This is a genomic window from Collinsella sp. LCP21S3_A3 (assembly GCF_052118905.1).
Classification (GTDB): domain Bacteria; phylum Actinomycetota; class Coriobacteriia; order Coriobacteriales; family Coriobacteriaceae; genus Collinsella.
Genome location: NZ_JBQKGH010000002.1, coordinates 102,411 through 122,144 on the forward strand (window position 1 = coordinate 102,411; position 19,734 = coordinate 122,144).

Here is a 19,734-nt window from a genome sequence, read left to right on the forward strand (position 1 = left end):
GTAAGAATCAGAGGGCTGGAGACGCACACAGCAGCGTCTCCAGCCCCTTCGCAAAGTAGAGCGCTGTTTCAGTGGCTTTGAGACCTTATCGGACCTTTGCTATCTTCCAATTTTTGTATATTTACGCACGCTATTATCCGCAAATTTTTGTATTATTTTAGGCAATTCTATCTGCCAATTTTTGTCATTTGGGGGTTTTATGCTACGCCGTAAGGTCACTGATAAGCTTTTGAGCTGGAAGAATACCTCCAATAAGGCATTACTTGTTACTGGTGCGCGTCAGATCGGCAAGAGCTATGCGATTCGCGCGTTCGGAAAAAGCAACTACGCTTCGTATTTTGAGGTCAATTTACTACTCAATGTCGAGGCAAAGAATGTGCTTATTGGCGCAAAGAACTCCGTTGACTTTATCAACCGCGTAGCCCTTCTTGCGAATGCGCCGCTTGTTGAGGGGGACACGCTTGTCTTTGTCGATGAGATTCAGGAGTATCCGCAGATCGTTACACTGATGAAGGCGTTGGTCGAGGATGGGCGCTTTAGCTATGTCTTCTCGGGGTCTATGCTTGGGACTGAGTTTAAGGGGATCTCTTCTTTTCCGGTGGGGTATGTCGAGCACATTGTTATGCGCCCAATGGATTTTGAAGAGTTTTGTTGGGCAAACAGCGTCAGCGAGAATGTGCTTGCCGGTATTCGCAGCTGCCTTGTCGAGAAGCATCCTGTCGAAAACTATATTCATGAGGCGATGCTCAAAAACTATAGAGCATATATCATTTGCGGCGGCATGCCGGAGGTCGTTCAGAACTATATTGATTCGGGTTATTCGCTCGTGAGCACACGTGAGCTTCAAACTCAGCTGGTCGATCAGTACAAAAGCGATATCTCAAAATATGCATCGACTCGAGCGTTTAACGTTCGGTCGATTTTTGAGCAAATTCCCGTTCAGCTTGAGGCGGAGTCCCATCGCTTTGTTGTTTCGTCTCTGGGTGAGGGAGCTCGCCTTAAAAAATATGAGCAGGATTTCCTGTGGCTTGTTAACGCAGGTGTTGGATTGATGGTCGCCAGGGTGACGGAGCCACGGAGTCCTCTCAAGAGGACGGAGAAAACGACAGCCTTCAAACTATACGAGTCTGATACAGGCATGCTCGCATCGCGATACCCCGGTAGCACTGCACGCGCTGTCTATCTTGATATGAAAACTCCCAACCTTGGTGGTCTCTATGAGAACGTGGTCGCGCAGGAACTCGTTGCCCTCGGGGCGGATGCATGGTACTACCAAACGTGTGAGGTCGGTGAAGTTGACTTTGTGATCGAAGGCGCCCACGGGCATGTTGTCCCAATCGAGGTCAAATCGGGCAAGAAAGTTCGAGCGCATGCGGCCCTCGATCGTCTGATGAGTGCAGGCGAGTACAAAATTCCCGAGGCCGTTGTACTGAGCCACGAGAATCTCAGCAAAGAGGGCAAGGTTCTGTACGTTCCAATCTACATGACGTTTTGTCTCGATGAGTTTATGGAAAAGGATGACCCCAATAACGATTTCTCGTTCGCACCCATATCTCTCTAGCCATTTGAATCCGCAATCCAGCCCCGCCCACGCATCAATGCATTTCCCAAGGTGCTGCGCGTTTCGCGGCAAAGCCGCGAAAAAGCAAAGGGATAAGAAGCGGCAACAGCCAAATCCTCCATCCATCCCCAAAGTAGCGCGACTTTCGCGGCAAAGCCGCGAAACAGCGAAAGGGGCAAAAGGCCCCCTCAGCCACGTCCTTCATTCAGCCCCACAATCCGAGGACGTAGTCGTAGCAGGATCTGAGGGCTAACCTTCGCGGACATTCCGCAGGACGAAAGAACCCCCGCCGCACGTAGTGCGCAGCGGGGGTTCTTTCATGTCCGAGGACGTCCGCGAAGGTTAGCCCTCAGATCCTGCGGTGGGAGACCTAGGCCTCGTTGTACACCGTCTTAAGCTTCAGCAGGTGAGCGTAGCGGTCCATAGCGGCCTGCTCGTTCTCCTTGAAGAGCTCCTCGGCGCGCTCGGGGAAGGAGCGCGTCAGCGAAGCGTAACGGGCCTCGTTCATCAGGAACTCCTGATAGCCGCCCGCGGGCTCCTTGGAATCGAGCGAGAACTTCTTGCCGGCAGCAGCCTCGGGGTTGAAGCGGAAGAGGTTCCAGTAACCGCACTCGACAGCCTTCTTCATCTCGGCCTGGCAGTTCTGCATGCCGCCCTTCTTGATGGAGTGCATCTCGCAGGGGCTGTAGCCGATGATGAGGGACGGGCCGTCGTAGGCCTCGGCCTCGTGGATGGCCTTGAGAGTCTGAGCCGGGTTGGCGCCCATGGCGACCTGCGCCACGTAGACGTAACCATAGCTCATAGCGATCTCGGCCAGAGACTTCTTCTTGGTCACCTTGCCGGCAGCGGCGAACTGAGCAACCTGGCCCAGGTTCGAAGCCTTGGAGGCCTGTCCGCCGGTGTTGGAGTAGACCTCGGTGTCGAAGACGAAGACGTTGACGTTGTGGCCAGAAGCCAGGACGTGGTCCAGACCACCGAAGCCGATGTCGTAGGCCCAACCGTCGCCACCGAAGATCCAGAAGGACTTCTTGGTGAGGTAAGCCTTGTCGGCGAGGATCGCCTTGGAAGCGTCGCAGCCGCACTTCTCGAGCTCGGCAACGTAGGCGGCAGCAGCAGTCTTGGAGGCCTCGGCGTCGTTGACGGAGTCGATCCAAGCCTGACCGGCGGCCTTGAGCTCGTCGGACGGACCATCGGCAGCGATGAGCTCCTGGGTGGCGGCGATCAGCTTATTCTGGACGGCCTCGTAACCGATGGCCATGCCCAGACCGTGCTCAGCATTGTCCTCGAACAGGGAGTTGTTCCACGCCGGGCCGTGACCGTCCTTGTCCTTGCAGTAAGGAGCGGTGGCAGCGGGGTTGCCCCAAATGGAGGAGCAGCCGGTGGCGTTGGAGATGAACATGCGGTCGCCGGCGACCTGGGTCACCAGACGTGCATAAGCGGTCTCGGCGCAGCCGGCGCAGGAGCCGGAGAACTCCAGGTAGGGCTGCTTAAACTGGCTGCCCTTGACGTTGGCCGCGATGAGCTCCTTCTTCTCGGAGACGTTCTTGACCATGTAGTCCCAAACGGGCTGCTGATCCATCTCCTGCTCGGCGGGAGCCATCTCGAGGGCGCCCTTGGGGCAGACCTTGACGCAGTTGGTGCAGCCCATGCAGTCGAGCGGGGACACAGCCATGGTGAACTTCATGCCCTTGGCCTTGGGACCCATGGCGTCGAGCGTACGGGTAGCCTCGGGCGCGGCGGCAGCCTCGTCCTCGGTCATCGCGAACGGACGGATGGTAGCATGCGGGCACACATAGGCGCACTGGTTGCACTGGATGCACTTGGTCTCGTCCCAGTGAGGAACGACCACGGCGACGCCGCGCTTCTCGTATGCGGAGGCGCCCAGCTCAAACTGACCGTCGGCACAATCGACAAAGGCAGAAACGGGCAGGCTGTCGCCATCCATGCGATCGATGGGCTCGAGCAGGTTCTTGACCTGCTGGGCGATAGCGGACTTGGTCTCCTCGGAAAGCTCGACAGGAGCGGCGTCCTCGGCGGTAGCCCAGTCGGCCGGAACCTCGAACTTACGGAAGGCGGTAGCGCCGGCATCGATGGCCTTGTGGTTGGCGTCGACGATGGCCTGGCCCTTCTTCATGTAGGACTTGGTAGCCGCGTCCTTCATGTACTGCAGGGCGTCCTCGGCGGGCAGGACCTTGGCCAGCGCGAAGAAGGCGGACTGGAGCACCGTGTTGGTGCGCTTGCCCATGCCGACCTTGGCGGCCAGGTCGATAGCGTCGATCAGGTAGACGTTGACGTTGTTGTTCGCGATGTAGCGCTTGGCCACGGCGGGCATGTGCTCGGCGAACTCCTCGTCGCTCCACTGGCAGTTGACCAGGAAGGTGCCGCCAGGCTTGACGTCGCGGACCATCTTGAAGCCCTTGACGATGTAGCTGGGGTTGTGGCAAGCGACAAAGTCGGCCTTGGTCACGTAGTACGGCGAGCGGATCGGGGAATCACCAAAGCGCAGGTGCGAGACGGTAACGCCGCCGGTCTTCTTGGAGTCGTACTGGAAGTAGGCCTGAACGTACTTGTCGGTGTGGTCGCCGATGATCTTAATCGAGTTCTTGTTGGCGCCGACGGTACCGTCGCCACCCAGACCCCAGAACTTGCACTCGATGGTGCCGGGAGCTGCGGTGTTGGGCGCATCCTCGGCCTCGGGCAGGCTCAGGTTGGTCACGTCATCGACAATGCCGATGGTGAACTCGCGCTTGGGCTCGTCCTTCTTGAGCTCCTCGAAGACGGCAAACGCGGACGCGGGAGGCGTGTCCTTGCTGCCCAGGCCGTAACGGCCGCCGACGACCTTGATACCCGTCTTGCCGGCCTCGTAGAGAGCGGAGACGACATCCTGGTAGAGCGGCTCGCCGATGGAACCCGGCTCCTTGGTGCGGTCCATGACGGCGATCTTCTGGACGGTCTCGGGGAGAACGTCCACGAAGTGCTTGATGGAGAACGGACGGAACAGGCGAACCTTGACCAGGCCGACCTTCTCACCGTGAGCGTTGAGGTAGTCGATGACTTCCTCGAGCACGTCGCAGAAGGAGCCCATGCACACGACGACGCGATCGGCATCGGGAGCGCCGTAGTAGTTGAACAGGCCGTAATCGGTGCCGAGCTTCTCGTTGATCTTCTTCATGTAGCCCTCGACGACGGCAGGGAGCTCGTCGTAGACCTTGTTGCAGGCCTCGCGGTTCTGGAAGAAGATGTCGCCGTTCTCATGGCTGCCGCGGGTGTGCGGGTGCTCAGGGTTGAGCGCGTGGTCGCGGAAAGCCTGGACGGCGTCCATGTCGCACATCTCGGCAAGATCCTTGTAGTCCCACATGGCGACCTTCTGGATCTCGTGGCTGGTGCGGAAGCCGTCGAAGAAGTTGAGGAACGGGGTCTTACCCTCGATGGCGGCAAGGTGAGCCACCGGCGAGAGGTCCATGACCTCCTGGACGTTGCCCTCGGCGAGCATGGCGAAACCGGTCTGGCGGCAGGCCATGACGTCGGAGTGATCGCCAAAGATGTTCAGGGCGTGGGAAGCGACGCAACGCGCGGAGACGTGGAAGACGCCCGGGAGCTGCTCGCCCGCGATCTTGTACATGTTCGGGATCATCAGGAGCAGGCCCTGAGAAGCCGTGTAGGTGGTGGTCAGAGCACCGGCGCCCAGCGAACCGTGAACGGTACCGGCTGCACCCGCCTCGGACTCCATCTCGACGACCTTGACCGGGGTGCCAAAGATGTTCTTGCGACCCTGGGCCGCCCACTGGTCGACATGGTCGGCCATCGGGCTGGACGGCGTAATGGGATAAATTCCCGCTACCTCGGTGTACGCATACGAAACATATGCGGCCGCCTCGTTGCCGTCCATAGACTTAAACTTACGCGCCATATACCCCTCTCCTCTCATATAGGTATACAGGCCCCGGCGATTACCGGGATGTTGGCGTGATGGGATTTTCGCTGTTGCTTCCAGTCATCTGACAGGCGGACTCAGCAGCAGGTACATGGCGTGGAGAGAAGGCATGCCGAGGCGAGGAGGGCTGCACGCGCCCCACAGGCCCAGCTACCCGTCTTGCACATGATCGAGCGCCGCAAAGGCCGCATGCCGGATGCTCCCGGGCACGCCCCGGTGATGGGAAGCGCCCGCAACGGAAATCCGCATGCGGGTTTATTGTACCCCGCCGTCAAGTGTAATTTCGACAAATATAGGCGGGCGGTAAAGGTTTACCCCGAGCGACCATCAAGGGCAAAAATTATCCTTCCGTCACCGAGGGACCAAATGGCAGTTGCGGTGAAATAGGGACTGTTTTTGCCGGCCGCAGTCTTAAACAGTCCCTATTTCACCGCAACTTATTTAGGAGATGAGTCAGAGGGCGCCGAGGAGGATGGCGTAGGTTGTGGATTCTCCGAGCCTGAGCTCGTCACCGGGGTTGAGCTGAGCGGAGCGGCCGGGCTCGACCTGGGTGCAGACGTTCGTCGCGCCGTTTACCACCACAGTTCCGTTGGTGGACGACAGGTCCTCGACGTACCAGACATTTTGGTCATCGCACCACACGTGGGCATGGCGAGCCGAAACGTCATCGCCCACATCGGTGATATCGCCCTCCCCCGTCGCCAGCGCACCGATCTCGACGCCCTCCTCACTCGGCTGAATCCAGCGCGGGGTGCTCACCACGTAGCCGTTTTGCACGCGCAGCAGTCCCAACGGGTGCGCAGGCGCCGCCTCGCGCTCGCCCGTGACCGTCGAGGTGCTCAGCGAGCGCGGCGTCGACGTGGCTCCGCCACAGGTCGCATGAGCGTAGTCGAGGGCATAGGTCACCGACGAGCGGACATCTGCCGAGCAGCCCACGGCGACAAACAGCACCAGGATGGCCTCGGCGCGCTCGGCGGGCATGAGCTCAGCCGCCTGCGACAGGCGCTCGAGCGCATTGCGATAGAGATTCGTGTCCTGATGGCATTCCTCGAGTGCCCGCACCATGGGCTCGCCAGCGGGGCCGCACACCATGTTGGTCACGGCCGCGGCGTCCATGGGATTGCGGCGGCGCAGGGCCAGCTGCGACATAATGCGCGCGGCCGAGGTACCGTAATCGGCAAAATAACGTTCCTGCAGCGTGCCAACCGGCGCGCGCACGATAAAGCGCGAAACCCAAGAGCGATCGGCAGCACGGCTCTGCGGACTACGGCCGTCGACGAGCGGGCGGCTCGAGAGCACCAGGCCGCACAGTTCGATATGGCTCAGGTGCGCTGCGCGCTTAAAGATGTCAAACATTGCCCCGCACGGGGTGAGCTCAGCTTGAGAAGCCATGGCTTAGCCCTCCTTGGTCGCAGAGATAGTGTCGGATGCTTCGGCCGGCCCGCCAAAGGCGCGAGCAGCCGCGGCTCCGCCGGCAAGCGGCGTCGCCATGGAAATTTTCGCACGTCGCGCTGACACGACGGGAAGCTCGAAGGCAAACCCCATCGCCAGCAAAAACCACGTGAGCGCATAGGTTGCAATTAAGGCGGCAACGAAGCCGCTCGCTACGGCGCGCTGGGAAAACACGGTGCATGCAACCGCGATCAGCACCGGAACCTCGCAGGCAGAAAGCGCCAGTACGCCATGCAGGAACCCCGTGCGACGATCGTGTGCCATGGCGCCGGCAGCGATGCCCACCATGCCCGGCGGTGCCAACGCCAGTGCGGCGATAATGGCCGGCAGCTTCCCGGACCACATAAGCGGTCCCACGACGAGCGTCACATGGGCGCCCGACGCCAACAGCGCAGCTGATACCACGACCACAGCCCAAAGCACGCCGCATACCGCCGTCGCACCAACCATCGCCGCACGCCGGGCCGTGTGCCCCGATACCTCCATCGGGCACGGCAAGAGCGGCTCGGCGCGAAGCGAGCGGGCGACATTTTGCGCATAGTGGTCGCAAAATGCCGAGAGCGCCGCCTCCACCGCAGCCGGCTCGGGACGATCTTCCTGATGGCAGGACAGGCAGGCCATGACCACGTCGAACAACTGGGCATCGACAAACGCCAGCGCATCGCGCAGATCCTCGGAATTTGGATCGAGTCCCAGCTGCTGAGCCTGTTCGGCCGCGGCAAGTGCCACATCGGGCTCGCGTCGCAGCAGTTGCGTCAAGTCGCAGCCGGGCGCGTGGGCGCCAACGGGATAATCGGGCAGCGTATCCATCTTGAGGCGATAAGGGCTGGCGATATCGCACGTCTTTTTGCGCGAGCCCGAAGTACCCGACGCACCCGGCGCTACTTCGTACGGCGCGACACCGGCGATGAGCTCGTAGACCGTACTCGCCGCTGCATAGACATCGATTGCCGGCGACATGCGAAGCATGCGCAGGTCGGGAATATCGTCGGTGAGCATCTCGGGCGGGGCGTAGGCCACCGTCGCGCGGCGCAGCGTGGCATAGCGCTCGGTAAACGACGCCTTGCCGCCGGTGCCGGCCACCGCAGAGGCGGGCTCGAGCGCCAGCGAAGAGCCAAAGTCGATCAAGCACAGGTCGAAGGTGCCTTCGGCAAGCTGTCGGTCGAGCGGCAGGCGCGCCGTGCGCACCATAATATTAGCGGGCGAGATATCGCGATGGACGAACCCCTCGCCTACCAAGCTCATGCGGCAGAGCAGATCGAACAGGTCGCGACCCAGGCGCGCCGCCAGGAGCGGCGACAGACGCCCGGCATCGTCCACGGCAAGGCGCGAGCGCAGGCGGGCGAGCGTCTCGCCCTCGACCCACTCCATGACAATCGCGGGCACGCCGTCAACCTCGCCCCATCCATACAGGCGGGGAAAGCCTCTAAGGCCCGAAAGGGCGCGATGGCATTCGTATTCCTCGCGAAACGCCGCCTTGAACTTGGTGACCAGCGCCTCGTGGGCGACATCGTCATCAAATTCGTCGCGCGTTGGCAAGATGAGCTGCTTGAGTGCCACGGCCTCGCCCTGCGCGTTGACGGCACGCGTCACACGGCCGATACCGCCGCGGCGCATGGTGGCGTCATCGGCAAACAGCATCGTAAAACGGCGCAGGTAGGCGGGAAGCTCGTCCGGGCCCAGCGCAATGGCGGGCTCAAACCCTCCAACGCGCGCCAGGCGCAGGCCCACCATAGGGTCACGGCTGAGCGACTGGGTTGCCACAGAAGCAAGGCTATTCGTCATAGGGCGATCGCCGCCACTTTGGTATTGAAGTTGTTGAGCGCGACGTCGTCATCGCCATAATGCCCCACCCATTGGCACAGATTGGTGTAGCAACCCCATAGGTTGGCGTATTGCTGATACCACTTTGACTTGGGAGAAAACGTTTGCCGGCCAAACTCGGCACGGATGACAAACATATCGTTGGTCAGGCTATCGCACGGTCCGGTATCGCCCGTAGCGTTATAGGTCGAAACCACGCTGTTGGCGCGGGCGACATAGCCATCGAGCATGTTGTATTTGGTCACGAGCCAGCTGTGAATACTCTCCTCCTCGGCAGCCGAGAGACCACCCGAGCCCGTGTCGCCGCCGGCACCGCCGTCCGTCGAGCCATCACTCGAAGATCCACCGCCAGAGGCGGAGCCCGAACCGGAACCGCCGCCCGACGAATCGGAGCTGGAGCCAGACGAACCCGAACCGCCGGGCTGGCCTGCCTGTTGGGCGTCCTGCCCCTTCTGCTGCTCGGCCTTATTGACGACAGAAGCCACACTGTTGTTGGAAAGCTTCGTAATGACCTTGGTGTTGGTGAGCACGATGGTCTTGCCGTTTGCCAGCGTAACCTCGTTGTCCGATGTTTCTGGACTGTCCGCATCGTCGCCACCGAACACAACATGCGAGACCACGCTCGCCCACGCATATCCGGTTGTCGTTCCCAAGTCGCTTTTGGCCTTGCGCCCAATATGCAGCTCGCGCTCAGCATGCGCCTGTACCATGGACGGCACCGTCATGCCATAAGCCGAAACACCGGCTATGACCAGCACGAGCGAGCAAGACAGCAGCACGTACGCCCGAGGCGCCAGGCCCAGCCGGCGTCGAATGCGCACCGCGGCGCCATGCTTTGTCTGAGTGCTAGCGGGCCGCATGCGTTCTCCTCCAACAAAAACACGCCGCTTAAAAGCGGCGCATTCTTTCATATCCACATTTGAGTGTATCAGCGAACCCAAAAGGTTGTGCAACGAATGGGCAAATACGAGGTGCGAGTGGACCCATCCACGCGATAAGCGGATGAAAAGCAGGTTTGTTGTACAACAAATGCATGAACGCGTGCCCAATTATGAGCGCCCCGTGCGGCAGGCCGACGGGACATGCCGCGGAGCTGACGCCGCCTAGATCGCACGACGGGCCTCGATAGCACGGCCGAGCGTAAGCTCGTCAGCATACTCCAGGTCGCCTCCCACGGGCAGGCCGCTCGCCAGACGCGACACCTCGACGCCCAGAGGCTTGATGGTGCGGGCAAGGTAGCTCGCCGTGGTCTCGCCCTCAATGTTGGGGTTGGTGGCGATAATGACCTCGTGGATGTCCTCGTGGCCCAAGCGCGCCAGCAACTCGCGGATGTGCAGCTGCTCGGGGCCGATCTTGTCCATGGGGCTGATCACGCCGCCCAGCACGTGGTAGAGGCCGTGGTAGCTGCCCGTGCGCTCAATCGCCTGGACATCGCGCGGCTCACCCACCACGCAGATGCGGGTGGTGTCGCGCATCGAGTCTTGGCAGATGGAGCACTCGTCAGCGGTGGCGTAATTAAAGCAGCGGCTGCAAAAATGCACTTCCTGCTTAACCTCTAGAATGGCCTCGGCCAGGCGGCGCGCCTCCTCGGCGTCGGCCTCGAGCAGGTAGTAGGCGATGCGCTGGGCCGATTTGGGGCCAATGCCCGGCAGACGGCCCAGCTCATCGAGCAGTTTTTGCAGACTATGGTTGGCACTCATATATGTGCGCGTCTTAGAACGGCATGCCCGGGATGTTGAGGCCGCCGGCGATGGCGCCCATCTGCTTGTTGGCGAGCTCGTTGACGCCGCGGACGGCCTCGTTGACGGCAGCCATAATCATGTCCTGCAGCATATCGACGTCCTCGGGATCGAGCGCATCGGGGTCGATGGTGAGGTTGACGAGCTCCATCTCGCCGTTAACGGTCACCTTGACCATGCCGCCGCCGGCAGAAGCGTCGACGGTCTGGGACTTGAGGTTCTCCTGCGCGGCGGCAAGCTGCTCCTGCATCTTGCGGGCCTGCTTCATCATCTGCTGCATGTTCATACCGGCCATGATGGCTCCTTTACGTGTGGTCGCGCGACAAGCTGCAAGGGCAGCCGGGCACGGCGGGACTTTCAAACTCAAAAATCGTACCACGGCGCGGGGCAAACGAGCGGGGCGGTCGCGCTAACTCAGTCGATGTACATGTCCTCTAGCGTGACGCGCCGCCCAAGACTATGCAAGGTCGAATTATGCAAGGTCTCACAACTCGGCGTATATACCCGCCCGCATAGTTACTCCACCGGCTTGAAGATGGTGGACTGGCCAAAGACACTACGTATGAGGGCTTTGGCCTCGTCCTCGGTCTGCGGGATGCCCGGGGCTGCGCCCTGGTGACCGAAAGGACTGCCGGCACCGGGGTTGGACTCCCAAGGGGCAGCGAGGGCGTCGTCACTTGCAGGAGCGGACGTCGCAGCTGCGGGAGCTGCGGCCGAGGCGGCAGGGCTGGGCGCAGGCGCCGCGGCAGGCATGTCGAACGGAGGAAGATCTTCCCCGCTCGCATCGCCGGCGAAGCCGCCGACCATGGCGTCGTCGTAGGGTACCTGCTCGGATTCCCATGGCGCAGCCTGTACAGACGGCTGAATCTTGGGAGCAGACGCGCGCTCGGACACTCGGGGCGCGGGCTCGGTCGGGAGCTTGCCCGTGGCAGGAGCACCGGCAGGGTTGTCGGAGCGCAGCCAAGGGGCCTTGGCCAGGTCGGATGACTTTGGTGCAGGCGCGGCAGCGGGCTTGGACGCGGGAATCGGAGCAGCCGGTTTGGGCACGGCGGGTTCAGTCACCGACGGGATCGGTGCCGCTACCGGTGCCGCTTGCTGCTGCGTCGCGCTGGCGCTCAAGGATGCAGGGGCCGCCGAGGACACGGGTTGCGGGTCCGCAGATGCCGCAGCCCGTGCAGATGGAGAATGCTCCTCATGTTGAGGAGCCGGCCTGACACCCCCATCCAGGACATAGTCGACGGTGCGACGACCGAAGACCGCACTGACTGTCGGCAAAAACACCGCCTGTGTATCAGCACGCCCGAGCATCTTGATAGCAAATGCCGTAGGGAACGAGACGGTGAGCTTGGAGCCGTCGTCTGCCGTAGCGCGAGCGTTCAACAGGAGTGCCGCATAAGAAGGTTGTTGGGCCTTGACGCGCTCGACGACCTCGACCCATTTGCGCTGGAGCTCGCCGGCATCCTCGACCGCAGGGGTCTCGGCGGCGCCGGCGGCAGCAACCTGAGCGGCAGTGTTGGGCTGGGGCTTAGGCGCCGGAGCGGTGATAGGCGCGGGGGCCGCAACGGGCTGAGGCGTCGGAGCTGGCGCAGGCCGAGGCGCAGGCGCCGCAGGCTTGGAAGCTGACACGGACGCAGGCTGGGCCGCCGGAGCGGCAGCGCCGCGGTCCCAGGGCATGCCGCCCTGGTGCGCAGACGCAGCGGCGGGAGCGGCAGATGCCGTCGGAGCGGCAGCTCGGGCACCCGAGATCAGCGTCGGTTGTTGTGTCGCCACAGGTGCAGCTGCGACAGCCGCAGGCGCAGCACTAGCAGCAGCCACGCTCGCCGGCACCGCGGCGTTGGCGACCATGGCCTCCAAGCGTGCCACGCGCTCGGCCAGGGCCTCAATGGTCAGATCGGCCTCGGGACGTGCCAGGCGCGTGCAGGCGATCTCGAGCACCAGGCGCACGTCGCTCGCACCCCTCATCTCCAACGCGGCATCGTCGAGCACTGTCAGCACGCGGGCCAGACGGTCGGCCGGATGCCCGCCAAAGGCAGCGGCCTCGGCAGCAAGCGCCTCGGCCTGCTCGGCCCCGCCCTCAAACAGCTCGGCACGGGTACCGGCAACGCAGGCCACATACACGTCGCGCACGTGCGCCACCAGGTCGCGCGTCAGCTCAAGCAGGTCATTGCCCTCCTCGACCTGTGCGCGAATGAGCCCATAGAGTTCAGCAATATCACGCTCGGCGATGGCACGGGCAAACTCGCCCAGGATCTGGTCCGAAACCTCGCCCAAAAGCGAGCGGGCATCGTCCGCATGCACGGCGCCGTTGCCAAAAACGCTCAGCTGCTCCAGCGTGGAAAGCGCGTCGCGCATGCCGCCCTTGGCATGGCGCGCCACGATGGCCAGCGCCTCGTCGTCGTAATCGAAGCCCTCCTGCTCGCACACGTAGGACAGACGATGCTCGATATCCACGTTGCCGATGCGGTGGAAATCGAAGCGCTGGCAGCGCGAGAGGATGGTCTCCAGAATCTTTTGCGGATCGGTGGTGCACAACACAAAGATCACGTGCGCCGGCGGCTCCTCGAGCGTCTTGAGCAGCGCGTTAAACGCCGCCGTCGTGAGCATATGGACCTCGTCGATGATATAGATCTTGTACTTGCCACGCACCGGGGCAAAGTTAACGGAGTTGATGATCTCCTCGCGCACATTGTCCACGCCCGTACGGCTTGCGGCATCGAGCTCGTAGACATCGGGGTGGTTGCCCTCGGCGATGAGCTCGCACTCTTCGCAAGTGCCATCGGGCATGCAGCCGCTTGCGCCCTCGGCGCGCGCCGCCTCGGCATTGCGGCATAGCAGCGCCTTGGCCAGAATGCGCGCCATGGTGGTCTTGCCCGTGCCGCGCGGTCCGCAGAACAGGTACGCGTGGGACAGGCGTCCCTCGGTGATGGCGTGCTCGAGCGTCGAGACGATATGCTGCTGGCCCACCACGGAGTCGAAGGTGAGCGGGCGATACTTTCGGTACAACGATTCCATGGGTGCTCCCCCGGGTATACTGAGTTTTGTTGCCGCGACGGCCATGCGGTCGCACGGCATACTGCACTCATAATAACCCGTACGGCGAGCCCGCCGCGATAGGAGTCCAAAGAGCATGGCAGACGCAGAGAGCAACCTCGTTCCCTCCGAAGCAGCCGACCAGGTCGAGGTCGCGCTCGAGAAACAGGCAGCAGCCGACGACGGCATCCTGTACCTCAACGAGTATCAGTACGAAAACGACCTCGTCACCGACTTCGCCCGCTTGGTCGCCTCGCCCAGGCGTCGCGGCTCGCTGTATGTCGCCGCGGCAATTGCCGCGCTGCTCGGCATCGGCATGTTGGTGGCCGGCGGCAACTGGATCAAGTTTGGCGTCGTCCTGATCGTGTTCGGCGCCTTTTTGGCCTGGTGGAGCAAAAACCTGCACCACACGCTCGCCCGCGACTTTATCGACGCCGTCGAGGCCGACAAGTCCATGGGTGGCCGCTATCGCCGCGTCGCCGCCAACGAGGACGGCTTGATGGTTTGGGGCAAGAGCGGCAAGTCGCAGTTCTTCCCGTTTGAGAAGCTCGACCATGTACTCGACGGCGAGCGCATCTTTGTTGCCATGTTCGCAGACCAGGGCGTGACGATCCCCAAGGACACCTTTGTTCGCGGCGACGCCGAGCAGTTTGGCTCCTTCCTTAAGGCGCGCATCAACAAAAAGCTCCGCATCGAAACCAAGAAGAAGAAAATGAAGGCCGAGAAGGCTGCAGCCGAGGCCAAGCAGGGAGACAAGGCAGACAAGCCCCAGGACAACAAGGGCAAGCAGTGCAAGCAGAAGAAGGGCAAGAAGAAGCGCTAAGGCCAAGTCAGACAGGCAGCCTCGCATCCCGCTATCCTCCCCATGCACCAGAGCGTGCTACACTAGCAGCATCTATGCCACCGCGAATGGCTCGGCCCCGCGCCCGCCGCTCGCAAACGAACTTTAAACGCACGAGGGTTGGCCATGCCGCTTTTCTCGCAACATACCGCCCGGTTCTCGCCGGACGTCCCTTTGGAGGGCACCAGCTCTCGCGAGCTGCTCAAGCGGTACCAGCCGCTCGAGACGCTTGCGACCGGCGGTTTTGGCTCCATCGAGATTTGCCGCGACACGCACCTGCGTCGTCGCGTGGCCATTAAGCGCATCCCTCTTATCAACGGCTCCGGCATGCCCGCCAGCGACATCATGGATGTACTGCGCGAGGCGCATACCGCCGCCATGCTTCAACATCCCAATATCGTGCAGGTTATCGACTTTACGCATGACACCGCCTATGCCTACCTGGTCATGGAGTATGTCGACGGCATGTCGCTGGCCGAGTTTTTGCATCGCGTGGACGGCCACTCGCTCACCTTTGACGAGGCAGCGACCATTGCCGACGCGTTGGGTCAGGCGCTCACCTTTGCCCATGCAAACGGCGTGCTTCATCTGGACATAAAGCCCGCCAATGTGCTCATTGACCACTCGGGCAATGTAAAGCTCACCGACTTTGGCATGGCGCGGCTGTCATCTGCCGGCGGCTTTGGCGGATCGCGCGGCGGCACCATCGGCTACATGCCGCCCGAACAACTCGATATCGAGACCGGCACGGTCGACGAGCGCGCCGATGTCTTTGCCCTTGCCTGCGTGATCTACGAGGGCCTGTGCGGCAGCGCCCCCTTTATGGCGGCAACGCCTGCCGACTCGCTCGACCGCATCATCGGCGGCGCCACCTACCCCAGCGAGCTGATCCCGCACTTTCCCCCGGGAGCCGAGGCAGCGCTCATGAGCGCCCTCTCCCCTATGCCGCAAGACCGCCCCGATAGCATCGAGGCATTCTGCGACCAACTCCTTGCCGGCTTGGGGAGCGTGCGCGAAGGCCGTCGCAGCTTGGAGCAGATGGTAAGCGAGCTATCGGACGACGAGCACGCGGCAGACGATATGGAGTCGCTGCCTTACGAGGATAACGCCATCGAAGTCGACCCCGCGCTCGGTTGGGCGGGCACGCGCTGGAGCTGCGCGCGCGATTACACCATGCGCGGCATCTCGGCGCTAACGTGTGCAACCTTCAGCTTTTTGTTTATGCAGACAGCGGGCGTCGCGGCGCTTCCCGGGCTGGTCGCCGCGGCCATCGCTATTGGCGCGGCGGCAGGCTTGGCACCGCAGATCGGCTCGGCTATCTCGGCCGTAGGCTTTTTGGTGCTCATGGCCAACGCCACCATGCAGGCGCAGGGCATCCTGTCGATGCTGCCGGTCGCGGTCATTTTTGCCGCCGCCATGTCCGGATGGTGGATTGCCTGGGGACGCACCGAAGCGGCCGCGAGCGCGGCACTCACCTGCACGCTTGCGCTAGGTTGTCTAACCGGCGACGCCATCCTTGCCGCCGGGGCCGCCGCGGGCTTCGCGGCGTTTTGGCTCGGCCCGGCAAGCGCCGCTGCCGCCACGGGTATAGGCGCGCTTTTTGCCCGCCTGGCCGCAGCTGCCCTCCCTACGGGAGGCGTGCTGGGGCTTGGCAATGTCGCCGCAGCGCTGGGCGACGCGTTCCTCTGGGCCGCCTTCGCACTGATTGCAGCAGCAGCCGCGGCAACGTCGCTGCTGCTCAATGCCCATGCCAAGCGCGCCGAGCAGGGGTCAAACCTCGCCGCCATCGTCGCAATTGCCGTCGCCGGTATCGGCTCGGCCGTATCGTTTTGTCTTGCACACCATATGGAAATTGCCAGCCTTGCGGGCACGGTCGTCGCCAAGGCGGCGGTTGCGGGAATCCTATCCTCTATAATCGTTGGGATATGCCTGTATTTGCTCGGATACCAAAGAACCTATACGGAGAGTGATCTTTCGTGAACTTCCTGAACATCTTCGAGGACCACGTGGCCGGCATCTTCGGTGCCACCCGTGCCCCGTTCTCCTTTAAGAAGCTTGCCAAGCAGGCTGCTCGCGACATGGAGGATCAAACTCTGGTGATCAACGGCGTCAACACCGCGCCGGCGCTCTATACCATCCTGATCGCCACCGATGACGATCCCATGCTTGCCCCGTTCTATCCCGAGCTTTCGCGCGAGGTGCGCGAGTTTGTGAAGGCGCAGGCCGAAAAACGCCGCTACGTCTTTGTCGGCGAGCCCCTTGTTCGCTTTATGATCGACCCTCAGCTGCGCGCCGGCAAGTTCTCGGTCTTTGCCGAGAACGTCGACGCTCCCACACTCGGCCGTCTGTACGAGGAAGAGCGCGCCTATCAAAATGGCCTGGGACAGAACAGCTCGGCCACAAGCCGTGCCGCAAGCGCCCCCCGCGCCGGTCAGCAGCAGTTTGCATCGCCGCAGCAACACCCGGCCGCCATGCCCCAGCAGCAGCCGACACCCCGCGCTGCCACTCCCGACCCGCTCGCTGTGGCCGACCCCTTTGCACCCAATGTCCCCGATCCCGCAGCCCCCATCCCTGTGCCGCAAACCGTCTCGCGCGACGCACTTGCCGGTATGGGCGGAGCGGCTGCCACTGGCGCCGCCGTGGGCCTTGGCGCTGCGACCAGCATCGCCTCCAACATGGCAAGCCCCCGCGCCCCGCAGCGTCCGCTCGCCCAACTCGTCGACGTCGTGAGCGGCGAGAGCCACAACATCACCTCCGCGCAGGTGACCATCGGTCGTGAGCGCTCGGTATCCGACATCGCCCTGCGCGATCCCAACGTGTCGCGCCGTCATGCCCAACTCACCTTTACCGGCTCTGACTGGTCGATCGAGGACCTCAACTCCACCAACGGCACGCTCGTCAACAACCGCCGCATCACGCGCTGCCCGCTGCGCAACGGCGATCTGCTAACGTTTGGCCTGAGCACCTTTGAATTTAGGGGTTAATCGCTTATGAACATCGATATCGTCCTTTTTGCAGGCCGCATCGTACTGGTCGTCCTGCTTTATATCTTCTTGTTCGCCGTCATGAAGACCGGCGTGGGGCTCGTGCGCGGCCAGCGCCGAGACTCTGCCATCTGGACGATCGATGTGGACAAGGGCCCGCGCGGCATCCGCGGTATTCACGTGGATATGCTTGGCCCCGTCATCGTCGGTCGTTCGCCGTCATCTGACATCTGCATCAACGAGCCGTTTGTCTCTGCCTCGCATGCGCGTTTTTCGCTGCAGGGCCCGGCACTTATTATCGAGGACCTCAACTCGCTCAACGGCACCCTTGTTAACGGCCGCCAGCTGGTGGAGCCCGCAACGCTGCGCGAGGGCGACGAAGTCCAGATTGGCGACGTGGTCATGAAGGTGAACCGTCGATGATCGACGAGGAGAACAAGTCCACAACCATGTCCGAGGCGCTGGCTGCCCCCGCGGCCGTGCCGGCTCATGCCGCCCCGGCGGGCCCTGCGCCCGTTGAGCCCGAGGACACCGTGTTCTCCCTGCCTCTTTCGCATGTAACGCAAGACCATCCAATGCCCATCGATGGCCAGGATGAAGATAATTCCACCGATGCCCCCATCGGCGCGCACGCCGTTGCCGATCAACCTTCGGCACCGGAAACTACACCTGCGCCGGCCCACTTTGCCGAGTCTGTCGCCGCGGCAATCGATGAGAGCGCCGCGGTGTTTTTGGCCCCCGAGCCCACGGCACCGGTGTTTCCCGTAGTTCCAGCACCCACCGCAGCGCCCGAGCCCGCATCTACACCGGCACCCGCGGCGGCATCCTCCCCCGCGGCCGCATCGGCGCCCGAGGCCGTGCAGCCTACGGCCGAAGAGATGCCCGTCACAGCGACGGAGGACGCCTCTCAGCCCCACAGCACGCCCGCGCCCGCGCACTTCGCGGCACCCGAGCCCGCAGCCGTCGCCCCGCAAGACGAAGAGCCTGCCGACAACACAACCGAAGTGCCCGCCACGTCTAAAGTCGACGATCCGAGCAACGAGGCCAACGCCGTCTCGCCCGGCGACACGGCTGAGATTGATGTCGCCGCCGTGGAGGCCAAGCTCAAGGACCCTGGTTCGACCATGAGTTTTGAGCCGCTGGCCGACGAGCGCATCGAGACCGATTCGACCTACGATGCCGGCACCACCACGCAACTCATGTGGGGCGCCCGCTCCGATGTTGGCTGCGTGCGTCCGCACAACGAGGACTCCTACCTGGTACAGTCGCCGCTCTTTTGCGTGTGCGACGGCATGGGTGGTCACGCCGCCGGCGAGGTAGCCTCCTCCATCGCGGTCGAGACCATCGCCAAGACGGCGCCACAGGCTGCCGACGCCGCGCGCCTAGCCGCAGCCGTCGAAGCTGCCAACGCCGCCGTCATCGAGGCCGCACTCAACGGCCTGGGCAAGCCCGGTATGGGCTGCACGGCAACCTGCGCCTATATCGAAAACGACATGCTCGCCATCGCCCACGTGGGCGACTCGCGCGCCTACCTGCTCCACGAGGGCACGCTCATCCGCGTGACCCGCGACCACTCCTATGTGGAGGAGCTCGTGGACGCTGGCGAAATTACGGCCGACGAGGCGCGCGTCCATCCCAACCGCTCGGTTATCACGCGTGCGCTGGGTTCGGACCCCGCCATGTATGCCGACCACTTTACCCTGCACATCGAAGAGGGCGACCGCCTGATCCTGTGCTCGGACGGCCTTTCGAGCATGATTCCCGATAGCGAAATCGAAAACATCGCCACGCAATCGTCTACGGCGCAGATTTGCGTCGACAACCTGGTGGACGCCGCGCTCGCTGCCGGCGGCCACGACAACGTGACGGTAGTCGTTGTGGACCTGGTCGACGACGGCGTCATGCGCGAGGCAAAGCGTGTTCGCCGCCGCAACGTCACCATTGCCGCCATCCTGGGCATCGCTTTTGTGCTGGCGGCAACCATCTGGGCCTACGCGGGCGTCACCGGCTCGTATTACCTGGGCACCTACAAGGACACCGTCGCGGTCTACCGGGGCATTCCCGGCAAGCCGCTCGGCCTTAAGCTGCACTGGCTCGAGAGCACGACCGCCATCAAGCTATCCGACCTACCCGAAGACACGCAGAATCGTCTGAAAGCAGGCATTCCGCAAACGAGTGTCGACGACGCGCAGGACACTATCTCCAAGTACCGTCATCAGATCGATGAGGAACAGACCCGCCAGGTGATCGACGCGCAAACGATTCGCGACAACACCGACCAGGAATCGACTTCCAAATCGAATTCCGAAAAAACCGCCGAACAGTCCGCCGAGGCCGAAGCCTCCGATAAGAATTAGAAAGGGAGTGCC

At 62.5% G+C, this 19,734-nt stretch carries 14 protein-coding genes; 6 read left to right on the forward strand and 8 right to left on the reverse strand.

Annotation, left to right across the window (positions count from 1 at the left end; genetic code table 11):
• Positions 1-199: 199 nt before the first annotated feature.
• A complete protein-coding gene (locus tag ACTQ0H_RS01675) occupies positions 200-1,561 on the forward strand; it encodes an ATP-binding protein (protein WP_441537691.1) in 1,362 nt (453 codons plus the stop codon).
• Here the strand turns inward: ACTQ0H_RS01675 and ACTQ0H_RS01680 are convergent.
• From ACTQ0H_RS01680 to dnaX, 8 genes are all read right to left on the reverse strand, one after another.
• Complete coding sequence (locus ACTQ0H_RS01680) at positions 1,558-1,740, reverse strand: hypothetical protein (protein WP_427729279.1); 183 nt, start codon at positions 1,738-1,740, stop codon at positions 1,558-1,560. The genes ACTQ0H_RS01675 and ACTQ0H_RS01680 overlap by 4 nt on opposite strands.
• A gap of 191 nt (positions 1,741-1,931) precedes the next feature.
• Positions 1,932-5,471, reverse strand: a complete 3,540-nt coding sequence (nifJ, locus tag ACTQ0H_RS01685) for a pyruvate:ferredoxin (flavodoxin) oxidoreductase (RefSeq protein WP_441537692.1) — start codon at positions 5,469-5,471, stop codon at positions 1,932-1,934.
• A gap of 477 nt (positions 5,472-5,948) precedes the next feature.
• On the reverse strand, positions 5,949-6,887 hold the full coding sequence (locus ACTQ0H_RS01690) for an FHA domain-containing protein (protein WP_441017335.1): 939 nt from the start codon (positions 6,885-6,887) through the stop codon (positions 5,949-5,951).
• A gap of 3 nt (positions 6,888-6,890) precedes the next feature.
• Entirely contained in the window at positions 6,891-8,732 is a 1,842-nt protein-coding gene (locus tag ACTQ0H_RS01695; RefSeq protein WP_441537693.1) for a serine/threonine protein kinase, read from the reverse strand.
• Entirely contained in the window at positions 8,729-9,631 is a 903-nt protein-coding gene (locus ACTQ0H_RS01700) for a hypothetical protein (protein WP_441083519.1), read from the reverse strand. The genes ACTQ0H_RS01695 and ACTQ0H_RS01700 overlap by 4 nt, the downstream gene beginning before the upstream one ends.
• 243 nt (positions 9,632-9,874) lie before the next feature.
• Positions 9,875-10,471: a recombination mediator RecR gene (gene recR / locus ACTQ0H_RS01705; RefSeq protein WP_099432550.1), complete on the reverse strand. Its 597-nt coding sequence runs from the start codon at positions 10,469-10,471 to the stop codon at positions 9,875-9,877.
• 13 nt (positions 10,472-10,484) lie between these two features.
• A complete protein-coding gene (locus tag ACTQ0H_RS01710; protein WP_427719331.1) occupies positions 10,485-10,805 on the reverse strand; it encodes a YbaB/EbfC family nucleoid-associated protein in 321 nt (106 codons plus the stop codon).
• A gap of 221 nt (positions 10,806-11,026) precedes the next feature.
• Positions 11,027-13,522, reverse strand: coding sequence for a DNA polymerase III subunit gamma/tau (dnaX, locus tag ACTQ0H_RS01715; RefSeq protein ID WP_441537694.1), 2,496 nt, complete (start codon positions 13,520-13,522; stop codon positions 11,027-11,029).
• 115 nt (positions 13,523-13,637) lie between these two features.
• Between dnaX and ACTQ0H_RS01720 the strand changes: the two genes are divergently transcribed.
• The 5 genes from ACTQ0H_RS01720 (at position 13,638) to ACTQ0H_RS01740 (ending at position 19,722) form a co-directional block, all read left to right on the forward strand.
• Positions 13,638-14,363 carry a hypothetical protein gene (locus ACTQ0H_RS01720; RefSeq protein WP_427719328.1) on the forward strand — a complete coding sequence of 242 codons (726 nt, stop codon included), beginning with the start codon at positions 13,638-13,640 and terminating at the stop codon, positions 14,361-14,363.
• A 144-nt stretch (positions 14,364-14,507) separates the two neighbouring features.
• Positions 14,508-16,361 carry a serine/threonine-protein kinase gene (locus ACTQ0H_RS01725; protein WP_441537695.1) on the forward strand — a complete coding sequence of 618 codons (1,854 nt, stop codon included), beginning with the start codon at positions 14,508-14,510 and terminating at the stop codon, positions 16,359-16,361.
• Positions 16,358-17,365 (forward strand): FhaA domain-containing protein, encoded by a 1,008-nt coding sequence (locus ACTQ0H_RS01730; protein ID WP_427719325.1) that lies wholly within the window; start codon positions 16,358-16,360, stop codon positions 17,363-17,365. The genes ACTQ0H_RS01725 and ACTQ0H_RS01730 overlap by 4 nt, the downstream gene beginning before the upstream one ends.
• 6 nt (positions 17,366-17,371) lie before the next feature.
• Positions 17,372-17,788 (forward strand): FHA domain-containing protein, encoded by a 417-nt coding sequence (locus ACTQ0H_RS01735; protein WP_055250779.1) that lies wholly within the window; start codon positions 17,372-17,374, stop codon positions 17,786-17,788.
• Entirely contained in the window at positions 17,785-19,722 is a 1,938-nt protein-coding gene (locus tag ACTQ0H_RS01740; RefSeq protein ID WP_441063848.1) for a Stp1/IreP family PP2C-type Ser/Thr phosphatase, read from the forward strand. Before ACTQ0H_RS01735 ends, ACTQ0H_RS01740 begins: the two co-directional genes overlap by 4 nt.
• The last annotated feature ends 12 nt before the right edge of the window (positions 19,723-19,734 follow it).